The sequence below is a fragment of the Pantoea sp. PGP6 genome (assembly GCF_053474785.1).
Map to the genome: position 1 here is coordinate 2,925,383 of NZ_JBQBMA010000001.1, position 14,631 is coordinate 2,940,013.

A 14,631-nucleotide genomic window follows, 5' to 3' on the forward strand; every position below is an offset into this window, starting at 1 on the left:
TATGACAGCTTTTACCGAAACCGGGTGGTTGCCCACCCGGTGCTTCAGGTCGATTACTCGCCTTTAGCCGCTTTGAACGCTTCAGCCATGGCGTTAGAGAAGTTACCTTCTTCCTGTTTGGTGTTAACAGTATTGATGGCTTCTTTCTCATCAGCCTGGTCTTTCGCACGGACAGACAGGCTAACAACACGGTTTTTACGATCAACGCCGGTGAATTTAGCTTCAACGTCGTCGCCAACGCTCAGAACCAGAGTGGCATCTTCAATGCGGTCCAGTGAAGCTTCAGAAGCGCGCAGGTAACCCTCAACGCCGTCTGCTAATTCAACTGTAGCACCTTTAGCATCAACAGCAGTTACTTTGCCGTTAACGATAGCGCCTTTCTTGTTCAGCGTGATGTAGTTGTTGAACGGATCTTCTGCCAGTTGCTTAACGCCCAGAGAGATACGCTCACGCTCTGCATCGACCTGCAGTACAACGGCAGCGATTTCGTCGCCTTTTTTGTACTCACGAACGGCTTCTTCGCCAGTCGCGTTCCAGGAGATGTCAGACAGGTGAACCAGACCGTCGATGCCGCCGTCCAGGCCGATGAAGATACCGAAGTCAGTGATTGACTTGATTTTACCTTCAACACGATCGCCTTTGTTGTGCGTCTCAGCGAACTGCTGCCATGGGTTAGATTTACACTGCTTCAGACCCAGGGAGATACGACGACGCTCTTCGTCAATGTCCAGAACCATAACTTCAACCACGTCGCCTACGTTAACAACTTTAGACGGATGGATGTTTTTGTTGGTCCAGTCCATTTCAGACACGTGTACCAGACCTTCAACGCCTTCTTCGATTTCCACGAAGCAGCCGTAATCAGTCAGGTTGGTTACACGACCGGTCAGGCGAGTGCCTTCCGGATAGCGCTTAGCGATAGCCACCCATGGATCTTCGCCCAGCTGTTTCAGGCCGAGGGATACGCGGGTACGCTCGCGGTCGAACTTCAGCACTTTAACAGTGATTTCGTCGCCCACATTGACGATTTCGCTTGGATGCTTAACGCGTTTCCAGGCCATGTCAGTGATGTGCAGCAGGCCGTCAACGCCACCCAGATCCACGAATGCACCGTAGTCAGTGAGGTTCTTAACGATACCTTTGACTTCCATGCCTTCCTGCAGGTTTTCCAGCAGCTGATCGCGCTCTGCGCTGTTTTCGGATTCGATAACCGCACGACGTGAAACCACGACGTTGTTGCGTTTCTGATCCAGCTTGATCACTTTGAATTCAAGCTCTTTGCCTTCCAGGTGCAGCGTATCGCGCACCGGACGAACATCGACCAGTGAACCTGGCAGGAACGCACGGATACCGTTCAGCTCAACTGTGAAGCCACCTTTAACTTTGCCGTTGATAACACCGGTAACAGTTTCAGCGTCTTCGTAAGCTTTCTCCAGCGTGATCCAGGCTTCATGGCGCTTAGCTTTCTCACGGGACAGCAGGGTTTCACCGAAGCCGTCTTCCACTGCATCCAGAGCAACATCAACTTCGTCGCCAACCTGGATTTCCAGTTCGCCGGCTGCGTTCTTGAACTGCTCTGCAGGAATTGCAGATTCAGATTTCAGGCCCGCATCAACCAGAACGACATCTTTGTCGATAGAAACGACGATGCCACGAACGATAGAACCCGGGCGGGTTTCGATTGTTTTTAAGGATTCTTCAAATAGTTGAGCAAAAGATTCAGTCATATTGATAATCTTCAGGATTCTTCAATTTAACGTCCATCTGACTTCATGTCGGATGGGGTTGTTTCACATGCCCAGCACCGGGTCCGTGGTACAGGGTGATAAAATTCAGTTAAGCCGTAATGCCCAGCTTTTCACGGGCATAGTGTAGCGCTTTTTCAATGACTTGATCGATGGACATTTTTGTAGAATCCAGCATCAGGGCATCGTCAGCGGGTACTAAAGGCGCAATTGCGCGATTGCGATCGCGGTCATCACGTTCTTTTATCTCGGCTAAAAGGCGATCAAAGTTAACATTAAAGCCATTATCCTGCAACTGTAGCATACGGCGCTGGGCGCGCTCTTCCGCGCTGGCATCAAGAAAAATTTTGACCGGCGCATCCGGAAAAACCACTGTGCCCATATCGCGACCGTCGGCAATTAAGCCTGGCGCTTCGCGAAAACCGCGCTGACGGCGCAGTAACGCTTCACGGACACGCGGGAAAGCCGCCACGCGGGAGGCGGTGTTGCTGACCTCCTGAGTCCGAATTTCACCGGTAACATCTTCACCTTCGAGGATGACCTGCATTTCGCCATTTTGTGACACAAAGCGCACATCCAGATGTGCCGCAATCGGCACCAGCGCTTCTTCAGATTCGATATCGACCTGATGATGCAACGCCGCTAATGCCAGTACGCGGTAAATCGCACCGGAATCCAGCAGATGCCACTGCAACGCTTCCGCCATCGCTTTGCACAGGGTCCCTTTTCCCGCACCACTTGGCCCATCGATAGTTATGACCGGGGCAGTTACTGTCATTATTCCCTCCTGTTGCTGCGCGCTCTTCGGCCTGTCGGCCATCGGTAATGACTAGCATTATACGCTGCCCAACCCACCTTGGTTACCCTTTCGCACTGACGGTGTTAATAATTCCAGGTAAATCAGAGGATTTCTGCCGCGATACGGCCAGATAATATGAGGATTTCCGGTGCGATTTCGCACCGGAGAGAGGCTATCAGGCTGGCTGGCTGATCTTAGCCAGCTGGTCGAAATAGTCAGGGAAGGTTTTTGCCGTACAGCCCGGATCGAGAATGGTGACCGGCGTATCGGAGAGCGCGACTAATGAAAAACACATCGCCATGCGGTGATCGTTATAGGTGCCAATATCCGCATGAATAAGGGTAGCCGGCGGCGTAATACGAATATAATCGTGGCCCTCTTCCACTTCCGCACCCACTTTACGCAGCTCGGTAGCCATAGCACTCAGCCGATCGGTCTCTTTCACCCGCCAGTTATAAATGTTACGCAACTGGGTCGTGCCTTCGGCAAACAGTGCCGTGGTGGCAATGGTCATCGCCGCATCCGGGATATGGTTCATGTCCATATCAATGGCGCGTAACGTGCCGGCAGTGCAGGCAATATAGTCATCGCCCCACTCAATCTTCGCGCCCATCTTTTCCAGTACGTCCGCAAAACGGATATCGCCCTGCACGCTCTGGCGGCCAATGCCGGTGACCCGCACCGTGCCACCTTTAATCGCAGCCGCAGCGAGGAAATAGGATGCGGAAGAGGCATCGCCTTCAACCAGATAATCGCCTGGCGACTGATACTGCTGCTGTCCTTTAATCAGAAAGTGCTGATAGTTCTGGTTTTCAACCTCAACACCAAAGCAACGCATCAGGTGTAGCGTAATGTCGATGTAGGGTTTGGAAACCAACTCACCTTTGATGGTGATGCGGGTATCCTGCTCAGCTAGCGGCGCAGTCATCAATAATGCCGTCAGGAACTGGCTGGAGACGCTGCCATCCACGCTGACGTCTCCGCCGGTAAATCCGCCGCGTAAGCGCAGCGGCGGATAATCCTGATTCTCCAGATACTCGATGCTGGCGCCGCCCTGACGTAATGCATCAACCAGATGGCCGATTGGACGTTCTTTCATCCGCGGCTCGCCGGTCAGTTCGATATCCTGCTGTCCCAGGCAGAGCGCCGCGGCCAGTGGACGCATCGCGGTGCCGGCATTGCCCAGGAAAAGCGACAAAGGCTGTGATGATTGCAGAGGGCCGGCATTCCCCGTGACCTCACATACCCGGCGATCGCTGGAGAGCGTATAGCTTACACCCAGTGCGCTAAGCGCATTGAGCATGTGCTTAACATCATCGCTGTCGAGTAAGTTAGTCAGACGGGTAGTACCTTTAGCGAGGGCAGCCAGCAGTAATGCACGGTTTGATACGCTCTTAGAACCGGGCAGATTTACCGTGCCATGAACGCGGGCGATGGGTTGGAGAGTCAGGGAGTCCTGCATGTGAAACGAAATCCTCAAAAAATACGAAGACCTCGCCATCTGACGAGGTCTGGCATCAGCATCAATGCTGATATGTCATTAATCAGCCGTGACGGCGTTCAAAATCAACCATAAAGTCGGTCAGCGCCTTAACGCCTTCCAGCGGCATGGCATTATAGATAGAAGCACGCATGCCCCCGACTACCCGATGTCCTTTCAGCGCATGCAGTCCCGCCTTGAAAGACTCTTCAAGGAATAATGCATCCAGCGACGCGTCGGCCAGCTGGAAAGGGATATTCATGCGTGAACGGTTGTCAGTCGCCACATCGTTGCGGTAGAAGCCGCTGTGATCAATCACGCCGTACAGCAGGTCAGCTTTGGCCTGATTGATCCGGTCGATTTCTGCCACACCGCCCTTCTCTTTCAGCCATTTGAATACCAGTCCCGAAAGGTACCAGGCGAACGTTGGCGGGGTGTTAAACATCGAATCGTTGTCGGCCAACACTTTATAATCGAGGATTGACGGCACTGACGCCTGCGCCTGACCTAACAGATCTTCGCGCACAATCACCAGCGTTAAGCCTGCAGGCCCGACGTTTTTCTGCGCACCGGCATAGATCACGCCATAGCGGCTGACATCAATCGGGCGGGACAGAATGGTAGAGGAGAAATCTGCGACCACCGTTTTGCTGCCAAAGTCAGGCTGCTCGTCGATCGCAATACCGTCGATAGTTTCATTCGGGCAGAAATGCAGATAGGCGGATGCATCACTTACGTCCCATTCCCGCATCGGCAGAATCGCGCGTTTACCGTCGCGTGTGGTTTTGACATCCAGGGTGCGCGGGGAGCAATATTTTTGCGCTTCTTTGATGGCGCTGTGCGCCCAGTATCCGCCGTCGGCATAGTCTGCACTGGAAGCAGTGCCGAGCAGGTTGCCAGGCACGGCAGCAAACTGCGCACGTGCCCCACCGTGACAGAATAATACTTTGTAATTAGCCGGTATTTTTAGCAGATCACGGAAGTCCTGCTCCGCCTCTTCAGCAACCTGAATAAACTCTTTGCTGCGGTGACTGATCTCCATTACGGAGGTTCCCAGGCCACGCCAGTTTGTCAGCTCTTGTTCTGCACGACGGAGCACTTCAACCGGCAGCATCGCTGGGCCGGAGCTAAAATTATAAACTTGCGTCATTTCCCCTCACCACTGTCATATCGAACGGTTATGAATAACTTACCGGTTTTATCACTGCATCCTGGCGGCTGCAATCATAAATCGGGTAGCGGTCACATTTTCTGAATCTGTCGCGCCGGAGGTTATGTTACCAATGCAAACCAGCACGAAATTTTGTGAGGCTTCGTCCAGCCTGGCGGTTTACCGTTTGGCCTGACTGGCGAGAAGGTGAAAACTAAGCCGGTAAAATTATCCCGCCTTGATAGCGGATCGTCAGCAAAATCCGTATCATTGCGCGCTTTACGCACCCTATGACAACTGAGAGAGCGGCACTATGACGCAAACATTTATCCCGGGCAAAGATGCCGCGCTGGAAGACTCCATTACCCGTTTCCAGAATAAACTTCAGGACCTTGGCTTTAATATTGAAGAAGCATCGTGGCTGAATCCTGTTCCCCATGTCTGGTCTGTGCATATTCGTGACCGCGATTGCCCGCTCTGCTTCACTAACGGCAAAGGCGCCAGCAAAAAAGCGGCACTGGCCTCCGCGCTGGGTGAATATTTTGAACGTCTCTCAACCAACTATTTCTTCGCCGATTTCTGGTTAGGGAAAAGTATCGCTAACGGCGACTTCGTTCACTATCCCAATGAAAAATGGTTTGCACTGCCGGCTGATGAATCACTGCCAGAGGGCATTCTTGATCCGCGTCTGCGGGCTTTTTATGACCCGGATAATGCGCTGACGGCAGCAGAGTTGATTGATCTGCAGTCCGGCAATGTCGAACGCGGCATCTGCGCGCTGCCTTTCACCCGCCAGTCAGATCAGCAAACCGTCTATATTCCGATGAACATTATCGGCAACCTCTACGTTTCTAATGGTATGTCAGCCGGTAACACCGCCAATGAAGCGCGGGTTCAGGGGCTGTCAGAAGTATTTGAGCGCTACATTAAAAACCGCATCATTGCCGAAGCGATTAGCCTGCCGGCGATCCCGGATGCCGTCATGCAGCGTTATCCCGATGTGGTTGAAGCGATTGCGCGACTGGAAGCAGAAGGATTCCCAATCTTTGCTTATGATGCCTCGCTGGGCGGCAAATACCCGGTTATCTGCGTCGTGCTGTTCAATCCGGCAAACGGCACCTGTTTCGCCTCGTTCGGTGCTCATCCTGATTTTGGTGTGGCGCTTGAGCGTACTGTTACCGAATTATTACAGGGCCGCAGCCTCAAAGACCTGGACGTGTTCACGCCGCCGACCTTTGATGATGAGGAAGTGGCGGAACACGCCAATCTCGAAACGCACTTTATTGACTCGAGCGGTCTGATCTCCTGGGATCTGTTCAAAGAGACCGCGGACTATCCGTTTGTCGACTGGTCGTTTGCCGGCACCACTGAGCAGGAATTTGCCACGCTGATGGCGATCTTCGCCGCTGAAGATCAGGAAGTTTATATTGCTGATTACGAGCATCTGGGCGTGTACGCCTGCCGCATTATCGTGCCTGGCATGTCGGACATCTATCCGGCGGAAGATCTGCTGCTGGCGAATAACAGCATGGGCGCCGGTATGCGTGAAACCTTACTGGCCCTGCCTGACAGTAACTGGAATCCTGAAGAGTATCTGGATCTGATTGGTCAGCTTGATGATGAAGGCTTTGATGACTTCACCCGCGTGCGCGAACTGCTGGGCCTGGCAACCGGTAAAGACAATGGCTGGTACACGCTGCGCATTGGCGAATTAAAAGCGATGCTGGCGATGGCGGGCGGCGATCTTGAGCAGGCGCTGATCTGGACCGAATGGACGATGGAGTTCAACAGCTCAATCTTTACCCCTGAGCGTGCTAACTACTATCGTTGCCTGCAAACCTTGCTGTTACTGGCAATGGAAGATGAGCGTGATCCCCTGCAATATCATCATGCATTTGTACGTATGTATGGCCCAGAGGCGATGGAAGCCGCTTCAGCAGCCATCAGTGGTGAGAGTCCGTTCTACGGGCTTCAGGCTGTTGATGAGGAACTGAAAGCATTCCCGGCTCATCAGTCACTGCTTGCGGCCTATGAAAAACTGCAAGCGGCCAAACGTCGTTACTGGCAAAGCGCGTAATTCTCCGCGAATGAACGGTAAATGACGCCAACGCCCTGCTATCAGGCCGGCCTGACAGCAGGGCGTTATTTTTTCATGAAACATTAGCTGCATTAAAATTATTTTCTGCCAGAACACTTCATAATATTTAACATATCAAACCACAATGAATAACATGTGCCGCGCGTTGAAGCAGCGCAGCCCTTTCACATTAAAATAAATTTGTATTTTTAAAATTTATTTATTTTTTATTATTCAATCGGTTATTTAAAATAAATCCCTTTTAGCTGGCTCATATCGTCTGTCGCTCCGGCAAACATGATCCAAATCAATTACTGACCTATACTCCTTTGTTAGTATTTTTTCAGACAACTTATGGAGTAAGTTAGTGTGAAAGCTGACAACCCTTTTAATCTGTTACTACCGGCCGAGATGGCGAAAGTTGCTGAAGATGCAGGTATATACAAAGCAACTAAACATCCTTTTACCACCTTCTTTCTGGCGATAAACGCCGGCGTATTTATCTCCATTGCCTTTGTTTTTTATATCACAGCAACCACCGGTACCGCCGCAATGCCATATGGCATCGCCAAACTGATCGGTGGCATCTGTTTCTCACTGGGTTTAATGCTGGTGGTGGTGTGTGGCGCCGACCTCTTTACCTCTACCGTTTTGATTGTGGTGGCCAAAGCCAGCGGGCGCATCAGCTGGTCTCAACTGGCCCGCAACTGGATAAACGTCTATCTCGGTAACCTGGCAGGCGCGCTCTTCTTCGTCGGACTGATGTGGTTTGCCGGCGAGTACATGGTGGCGAATGGTGCCTGGGGACTAAACGTCCTGCAAACCGCTGACCACAAAATGCATCACACATTTATTGAAGCGATGTGTCTGGGTATCCTGGCGAATTTGCTGGTCTGCCTGGCCGTCTGGATGAGTTATTCAGGCCGGACTCTCACCGATAAGCTGGTAGTGATGATTTTTCCTGTGGGGATGTTTGTCGCCAGTGGCTTTGAGCACAGCATTGCCAATATGTTTCTCATCCCTTTTGCCATTGTGATTCGCGACTTCGCAAGCCCTGAGTTCTGGCAGGCTACCGGCGCTACCGCTGCACAGTTCCAGTCGCTCACAGTCAGCAACTTTATTTTTGACAACCTGATTCCCGTCACCCTCGGCAATATTATCGGCGGCGGTGTACTGGTCGGGTTGACCTACTGGATCATCTATCTCCGTAACGGTGACCAGTCACATTAAACGCATTTTTGACGGCGCAATATGTTCACTGCGCCCGACCGTAAAGTCTCCTCATATAAGGCAGGTATATTATGACCGAACTTAATGCAAAACTGGCTTCAGCCTGGGAAGGATTTGCTGAAGGTGAATGGCAGAATAGCGTCAATGTGCGCGACTTCATCCAGAAAAACTACACTCCGTATGAAGGTGATGAGTCTTTCCTGGCGGGTCCGACCGAAGCGACCACCAAATTATGGGAAAGCGTACTTGAAGGCATTAAAATTGAGAACCGCACCCACGCACCGGTAGATTTCGATACTGACCTGGCGTCAACCATTACCTCGCATGACGCGGGCTACATCATTAAGCCGCTGGAAAAAATCGTTGGTCTGCAGACCGAAGCCCCATTAAAACGCGCCATCATTCCTTATGGCGGCATCAAAATGGTCGAAGGCTCATGCAAAGTTTATGGCCGCGAACTCGACCCATCGCTGAAAAAAATCTTCACTGAATACCGTAAAACGCATAACCAGGGTGTCTTCGACGTTTATACCCCGGATATTCTGCGCTGCCGTAAATCAGGTATCCTGACCGGTCTGCCTGATGCTTACGGCCGTGGCCGCATCATTGGTGACTACCGTCGTGTCGCTTTATACGGTATCGACTATCTGATGGCGGACAAATTCGCACAGTTCGCTTCTTTACAGAGCGACCTGGAAAATGGCGTTAATCTTGAAGCCACTATCCGTCTGCGTGAAGAGATTTCTGATCAGCATCGTGCCCTGGGCCAGATTAAAGAGATGGCAGCCAAATATGGCCATGACATCTCAGGTCCGGCAACCAACGCTATGGAAGCGGTACAGTGGACTTACTACGGCTATCTGGCCGCAGTTAAATCGCAGAATGGCGCCGCGATGTCGTTTGGTCGTGTCTCTACCTTCCTGGATATCTACATCGAACGTGACCTGAAAGCCGGTAAACTGACCGAAGAACAGGCACAGGAGCTGATTGACCATCTGGTAATGAAACTGCGTATGGTCCGTTTCCTGCGCACGCCGGAATATGACGAACTGTTCTCTGGTGATCCAATCTGGGCAACCGAATCACTGGCCGGTATGGGCGTTGATGGCCGTACACTGGTATCGAAAAGCACCTTCCGCTTCCTGAATACCCTTTACACCATGGGTCCTTCACCAGAGCCGAACATGACCATTCTGTGGTCTGAAAAACTGCCTATTAATTTCAAAAAATATGCAGCTAAAGTCTCCATCGATACCTCATCATTGCAGTATGAAAATGATGACCTGATGCGTCCTGACTTCGATAATGATGACTACGCCATCGCCTGCTGCGTCAGTCCGATGATCGTCGGCAAACAAATGCAGTTCTTCGGTGCGCGTGCCAACCTGGCGAAAACCCTGCTGTACGCAATCAACGGCGGCGTTGATGAAAAAATGAAAATGCAGGTTGGACCGAAAGAAGACAAAATTACCGATGACGTGCTGGATTTCGACACCGTTATGGCGCGTATGGACCACTTCATGGACTGGCTGGCTAAACAGTATGTGACGTCGCTGAACATCATCCATTACATGCATGATAAGTACAGCTACGAAGCCGCACTGATGGCGCTGCATGACCGTGATGTTTATCGCACTATGGCCTGTGGTATTGCCGGTCTGTCAGTGGCAGCGGATTCACTGTCAGCCATTAAATATGCCAAAGTGAAACCAGTACGTGATGAAGATGGCCTGGCAATCGACTTTGATATTGAAGGCGAATATCCGCAGTTTGGTAACAACGACCCGCGCGTCGATGACCTGGCCTGCGATCTGGTTGAGCGCTTTATGAAGAAAATTCAGCAGCTCAACACTTACCGCCATGCCGTACCGACACAGTCTGTCCTGACCATTACTTCTAACGTGGTTTACGGTAAGAAAACCGGTAACACCCCAGATGGACGTCGTGCTGGCGCGCCATTCGGTCCAGGTGCGAACCCAATGCACGGCCGCGATCAGAAAGGTGCGGTAGCGTCACTAACCTCCGTCGCTAAACTGCCGTTTGCCTACGCCAAAGATGGTATCTCTTATACCTTCTCGATTGTACCAAACGCGCTGGGTAAAGATGATAACGTGCGTAAAGCCAACCTTGCCGGTCTGATGGATGGTTACTTCCATCATGAAGCCAGCATCGAAGGCGGTCAGCATCTTAACGTCAACGTGATGAACCGTGAAATGCTGCTGGACGCCATGGAGCATCCAGAGAAGTATCCACAGCTGACCATCCGTGTTTCCGGTTACGCTGTACGCTTCAACTCCCTGACTAAAGAACAGCAGCAGGACGTGATTACCCGTACGTTTACGCAGTCACTGTAAACACCGCGCTGTACTGAATATAAAAGGCTCCGCAGGGAGCCTTTTATTCAAAAGTCTGTTCTGATGGTGATCTCATCTACGGTCACGATCAGAATCGATTTCCTGCCCTGAGCGCAACAGAGATTGCGCCGTCTGTCTCGGCAGACTCACTGGAGAAAACATCGCAATGTCAGTCAACGGTCGTATCCACTCATTCGAATCCTGCGGAACCGTCGATGGTCCCGGTATCCGTTTCATTACCTTCTTCCAGGGCTGCCTGATGCGCTGTCTCTACTGTCACAACCGTGACACCTGGGACACCCACGGCGGGAAAGAGATCAGCGTCGAGGCGTTGATGGCGGATGTACTCTCTTATCGTCATTTTATGAACGCCTCAGGCGGCGGCGTCACGGCGTCGGGCGGTGAGGCAATTCTTCAGGCTGAATTCGTGCGCGACTGGTTCCGCGCCTGTAAAGCTGAAGGCATTCACACCTGTCTTGATACCAACGGCTTTGTCCGCCGCTACGATCCGGTTATCGATGAGTTGCTTGAGGTGACCGATTTAGTAATGCTCGATCTCAAACAGATGAATGATGAAATTCACCAGATTCTGGTTGGCGTATCGAATCACCGCACGCTGGAATTTGCCCGCTATCTACAGAAAAAAGGTAAACGGACCTGGATTCGATTTGTGGTCGTGCCTGGCTATTCTGACGACGACGATAGCGTGCACCGGCTGGGTGAATTCACCCGCGATATGGAAAACGTTGAAAAGATTGAGCTGTTGCCCTACCACGAACTGGGCAAGCATAAATGGATTGCGATGGGTGAAGAATACAAGCTGGATGGAGTCAAACCGCCAACCAAAGAGACGATGGAGCGAGTTAAAAATATTCTCGCCAGCTATGGCCACGAAGTGATGTACTGATTAGCCAGATAACAATAAAAAGGGAGCCCGTGGCTCCCTTTTTCATACCCTGCCCTCAGGCATGCGCCACCGGCGTGGCATGATGATTCGCTTTACGCAGCAGCATCACCAGATAGATCAGTGCCACTGCTGCAATCATCACAAACAGCAGCCGGTCAGAGTAATTTTGCATCAGCATTGAGGTCATTCCCGGCCCCACCAGACTGCCAACGGTGTAGCTCATCAACAGCGCCTGATTCATCGCCACCAGTTCATGGTGCGCTACCGTTTCACAGGCCCATGACATCGCCACCGGATAGAGTGTAAAACCCGCCAGCCCCAGCACGAACAGTGCCGGCGCCATCGCGGCGTTAGTCAACATGGCCATCGCGCCCAGAATCACTACAAACACCTGGACCCGTAATACCAGCATGCGGCCAAAGCGGTCAGCCAGCCGGCCAATCGGCCACTGACCGACGATACCTGCGCTCACCAGCAATGCCATCCAGTAACCGACGTTGGCATCGCTCATACCCTGATGCGACAGGTAGAGCGGCATCAGGCCGTAAAGCGAACCCAGAACGATGCCTGAGATGATGCAGCCGTTGATGCCCAAGCGCGAACTGCGACGACGCAGCATTGGCCAGATGCGTCCTGGGGCCGCTTCAGCCGGTTCACTGCTGGCAGAAACACGGGTGAAGACCAGCGGCAATACCGCACAAAACACCAGGCTGGTTACCCACGGGATCACACTTAACAATTCTGTCGACAGCTTACTGACCAGCAGTTGTCCGGCCACGGTGCCGAGATAGTAGACAATCATATAGGCAGCCAGTAGCTGGCCGCGATTGCGCACCGTGCCGCTGCACAGCAACGCGCTCTCCACTACCACCCACATCAGCGCACAGCCGACGCCAGCGATAAATCGCAGCGAACTCCACGCCCAGAAGCCTTCCATCATCGCCAGGCAGATCGTCGCCACGGCAAACAGGCCGGTGGCGAGATAGTAGCTGCGGTTGAATCCGTACTGTCTGATTAACCAGCCAGCCAGCACTGTGCCAGCAAGATTGCCGGTGTAATAGGATGAACTGACGATACCCACTTGCCATGTGGTCAGTAAGTCATGGGTCAGCCACAGCGGAACCAGCGTATTAAGTACGGCGATTGAGACGGTCATTAACAGCAAGCCGCAAAGCAGCAATATCACGGGACGTGACCAGGTTGACATAGGGGGCAGGAACCAAAGCGAATGAAGGAAATTGCGCGCAGTTTGCCATTGGCTTTTTTAAAGTCAATGGGGACAAATTTGTTGCAGCACATTTTGCTGTATCACAATTTAATTTACTAATCATCAGTGGGTTACAAACAGACTAAGCGGCAGAACCACAAATGCTATCTCTATGAAAAACAGGATTTTTAAGCCGTTCAGCTGCTCTGATATCGATAACGTTTATTTGTGATAAGTTCCTAAGACGAACTAACCCTGCGCAGAGATAACAGACATAAAAAAACCCGGCCGAAGCCGGGTCTGCTATTCAGTGCGGGCTTAGCCGATAATCTCAACGCCGTTCATGTACGGACGTAAAACCTCAGGCACCACGATGCGGCCATCCTGCTGCTGATAGTTTTCCAGCACCGCCACCAGCGTACGACCCACTGCCAGACCTGAGCCATTCAGGGTATGAACCAGACGCGGTTTCTTATCCTGCTTGCTGCGGCAGCGCGCTTGCATACGGCGCGCCTGGAAATCGCCCATGTTGGAGCATGAGGAGATCTCACGATAGGTATTTTGAGCCGGTAACCAGACTTCCAGATCGTAGGTTTTAGTCGATCCAAAGCCCATATCGCCGGTACAGAGTAAAACCTTACGATAAGGCAGGTCCAGCAGCTGCAGAACTTTCTCGGCGTGGCCGACCAGCTCTTCCAGCGCATCCATTGACTGTTCCGGCGTTACGATCTGCACCATCTCGACTTTATCGAACTGATGCATACGGATCAGGCCGCGAGTGTCACGGCCATAAGAACCGGCTTCAGAACGGAAGCATGGAGTATGCGCAGTCAGCTTAACCGGCAGGCTCTCCTCTTCAAGAATCTCGTCACGCGCCAGGTTGGTCAACGGGACTTCCGCCGTTGGGATCAGCGCATAGTGGCTGCTGTCTGATTCCTCTTCCAGCGGACGGGTATGGAACAGATCTTCACCGAACTTCGGCAACTGACCGGTACCGTACAGCGTTTCATGGTTGACCAGGTAAGGCACGTAGGTTTCGAGATAACCGTGCTGCTCAGTGTGCAGGTCGATCATGAACTGACTCAGGGCGCGATGCAGACGCGCGATCTGGCCCTGCATCACCACAAAGCGTGAACCGGTCAGCTTCACGGCGGCTGCAAAATCAAGCCCTTTCGCCGCTTCACCCAGCTCAACGTGATCTTTTACCTCGAAGTCGAACTGGCGCGGTTCGCCCCAGCGGCTGACTTCCTGGTTTTCGCTGTCATCTTTACCCAGTGGCACTTCATCTGCCGGAATATTTGGCAGCGCCAGCGCAAAGTCACGAATTTGATTCTGCAGTTCATCCAGTTCTGCTTTAGCGGCATCCAGGCGTTCGCCCAGCGCATTCACTTCCTGACGCAGTGGCTCGATGTCTTCCCCACGGGCTTTGGCCTGGCCGATGGATTTGGATCGGGCATTGCGCTCCGCCTGCAGGTTTTCTGTTTCGACCTGCAAGACTTTACGACGCTCTTCAAGCGTACGCAGCGTTTCCACATCCAGTTTAAATCCCCGGCGTGCCAGTTTTTCTGCGACTGCGTCTGGCTCGTTACGCAGCAGATTGGGATCGAGCATGCTTATCCTGTGTATTTAAAAGTTAATTGAAAGAAGGGACGCATTCCAGCGGAATGCGTTGAAAACCTTGA

General features: G+C 52.2%; 10 protein-coding genes. 4 read left to right on the plus strand and 6 right to left on the minus strand.

Annotated features, from left to right (window positions below; genetic code table 11):
* Window positions 1-53 precede the first annotated feature (53 nt).
* From rpsA to serC, 4 genes are all read right to left on the minus strand, one after another.
* Window positions 54-1,727: a 30S ribosomal protein S1 gene (rpsA, locus tag ACLIBF_RS14295; RefSeq protein ID WP_031376639.1), complete on the minus strand. Its 1,674-nt coding sequence runs from the start codon at window positions 1,725-1,727 to the stop codon at window positions 54-56.
* Between the two features lie 109 nt (window positions 1,728-1,836).
* Window positions 1,837-2,523 carry a (d)CMP kinase gene (gene cmk / locus ACLIBF_RS14300; RefSeq protein WP_031376640.1) on the minus strand — a complete coding sequence of 229 codons (687 nt, stop codon included), beginning with the start codon at window positions 2,521-2,523 and terminating at the stop codon, window positions 1,837-1,839.
* 196 nt (window positions 2,524-2,719) lie between these two features.
* Window positions 2,720-4,006 carry a 3-phosphoshikimate 1-carboxyvinyltransferase gene (aroA, locus tag ACLIBF_RS14305; RefSeq protein ID WP_069728102.1) on the minus strand — a complete coding sequence of 429 codons (1,287 nt, stop codon included), beginning with the start codon at window positions 4,004-4,006 and terminating at the stop codon, window positions 2,720-2,722.
* An 82-nt stretch (window positions 4,007-4,088) separates the two neighbouring features.
* Window positions 4,089-5,174 (minus strand): 3-phosphoserine/phosphohydroxythreonine transaminase, encoded by a 1,086-nt coding sequence (gene serC, locus ACLIBF_RS14310; protein WP_031376642.1) that lies wholly within the window; start codon window positions 5,172-5,174, stop codon window positions 4,089-4,091.
* A 313-nt stretch (window positions 5,175-5,487) separates the two neighbouring features.
* Between serC and ycaO the strand changes: the two genes are divergently transcribed.
* From ycaO to pflA, 4 genes are all read left to right on the plus strand, one after another.
* Complete coding sequence (gene ycaO / locus ACLIBF_RS14315) at window positions 5,488-7,251, plus strand: 30S ribosomal protein S12 methylthiotransferase accessory factor YcaO (RefSeq protein WP_031376643.1); 1,764 nt, start codon at window positions 5,488-5,490, stop codon at window positions 7,249-7,251.
* 369 nt (window positions 7,252-7,620) lie between these two features.
* Entirely contained in the window at window positions 7,621-8,481 is an 861-nt protein-coding gene (gene focA / locus ACLIBF_RS14320) for a formate transporter FocA (RefSeq protein ID WP_279809371.1), read from the plus strand.
* A 71-nt stretch (window positions 8,482-8,552) separates the two neighbouring features.
* Window positions 8,553-10,835 (plus strand): formate C-acetyltransferase, encoded by a 2,283-nt coding sequence (pflB, locus tag ACLIBF_RS14325; RefSeq protein ID WP_031376645.1) that lies wholly within the window; start codon window positions 8,553-8,555, stop codon window positions 10,833-10,835.
* A gap of 166 nt (window positions 10,836-11,001) precedes the next feature.
* Window positions 11,002-11,742 carry a pyruvate formate lyase 1-activating protein gene (gene pflA, locus ACLIBF_RS14330; protein WP_031376646.1) on the plus strand — a complete coding sequence of 247 codons (741 nt, stop codon included), beginning with the start codon at window positions 11,002-11,004 and terminating at the stop codon, window positions 11,740-11,742.
* A 55-nt stretch (window positions 11,743-11,797) separates the two neighbouring features.
* Here pflA and ACLIBF_RS14335 read toward each other — a convergent pair whose 3' ends face one another.
* Window positions 11,798-12,949, minus strand: coding sequence for an MFS transporter (locus ACLIBF_RS14335; RefSeq protein WP_031376647.1), 1,152 nt, complete (start codon window positions 12,947-12,949; stop codon window positions 11,798-11,800).
* A gap of 318 nt (window positions 12,950-13,267) precedes the next feature.
* Entirely contained in the window at window positions 13,268-14,560 is a 1,293-nt protein-coding gene (gene serS / locus ACLIBF_RS14340) for a serine--tRNA ligase (RefSeq protein ID WP_031376648.1), read from the minus strand.
* Window positions 14,561-14,631 lie beyond the last annotated feature (71 nt).

Coding starts and splice junctions, on each gene's coding strand:
- rpsA (WP_031376639.1), bottom strand. CDS start 1,727: ATGACTGAATCTTTTGCTCAACTATTTGAAGAATCCTTAAAAACAATC.
- serC (WP_031376642.1), bottom strand. CDS start 5,174: ATGACGCAAGTTTATAATTTTAGCTCCGGCCCAGCGATGCTGCCGGTT.
- cmk (WP_031376640.1), bottom strand. CDS start 2,523: ATGACAGTAACTGCCCCGGTCATAACTATCGATGGGCCAAGTGGTGCG.
- aroA (WP_069728102.1), bottom strand. CDS start 4,006: ATGCAGGACTCCCTGACTCTCCAACCCATCGCCCGCGTTCATGGCACG.
- ycaO (WP_031376643.1), top strand. CDS start 5,488: ATGACGCAAACATTTATCCCGGGCAAAGATGCCGCGCTGGAAGACTCC.
- pflA (WP_031376646.1), top strand. CDS start 11,002: ATGTCAGTCAACGGTCGTATCCACTCATTCGAATCCTGCGGAACCGTC.
- ACLIBF_RS14335 (WP_031376647.1), bottom strand. CDS start 12,949: ATGTCAACCTGGTCACGTCCCGTGATATTGCTGCTTTGCGGCTTGCTG.
- pflB (WP_031376645.1), top strand. CDS start 8,553: ATGACCGAACTTAATGCAAAACTGGCTTCAGCCTGGGAAGGATTTGCT.
- serS (WP_031376648.1), bottom strand. CDS start 14,560: ATGCTCGATCCCAATCTGCTGCGTAACGAGCCAGACGCAGTCGCAGAA.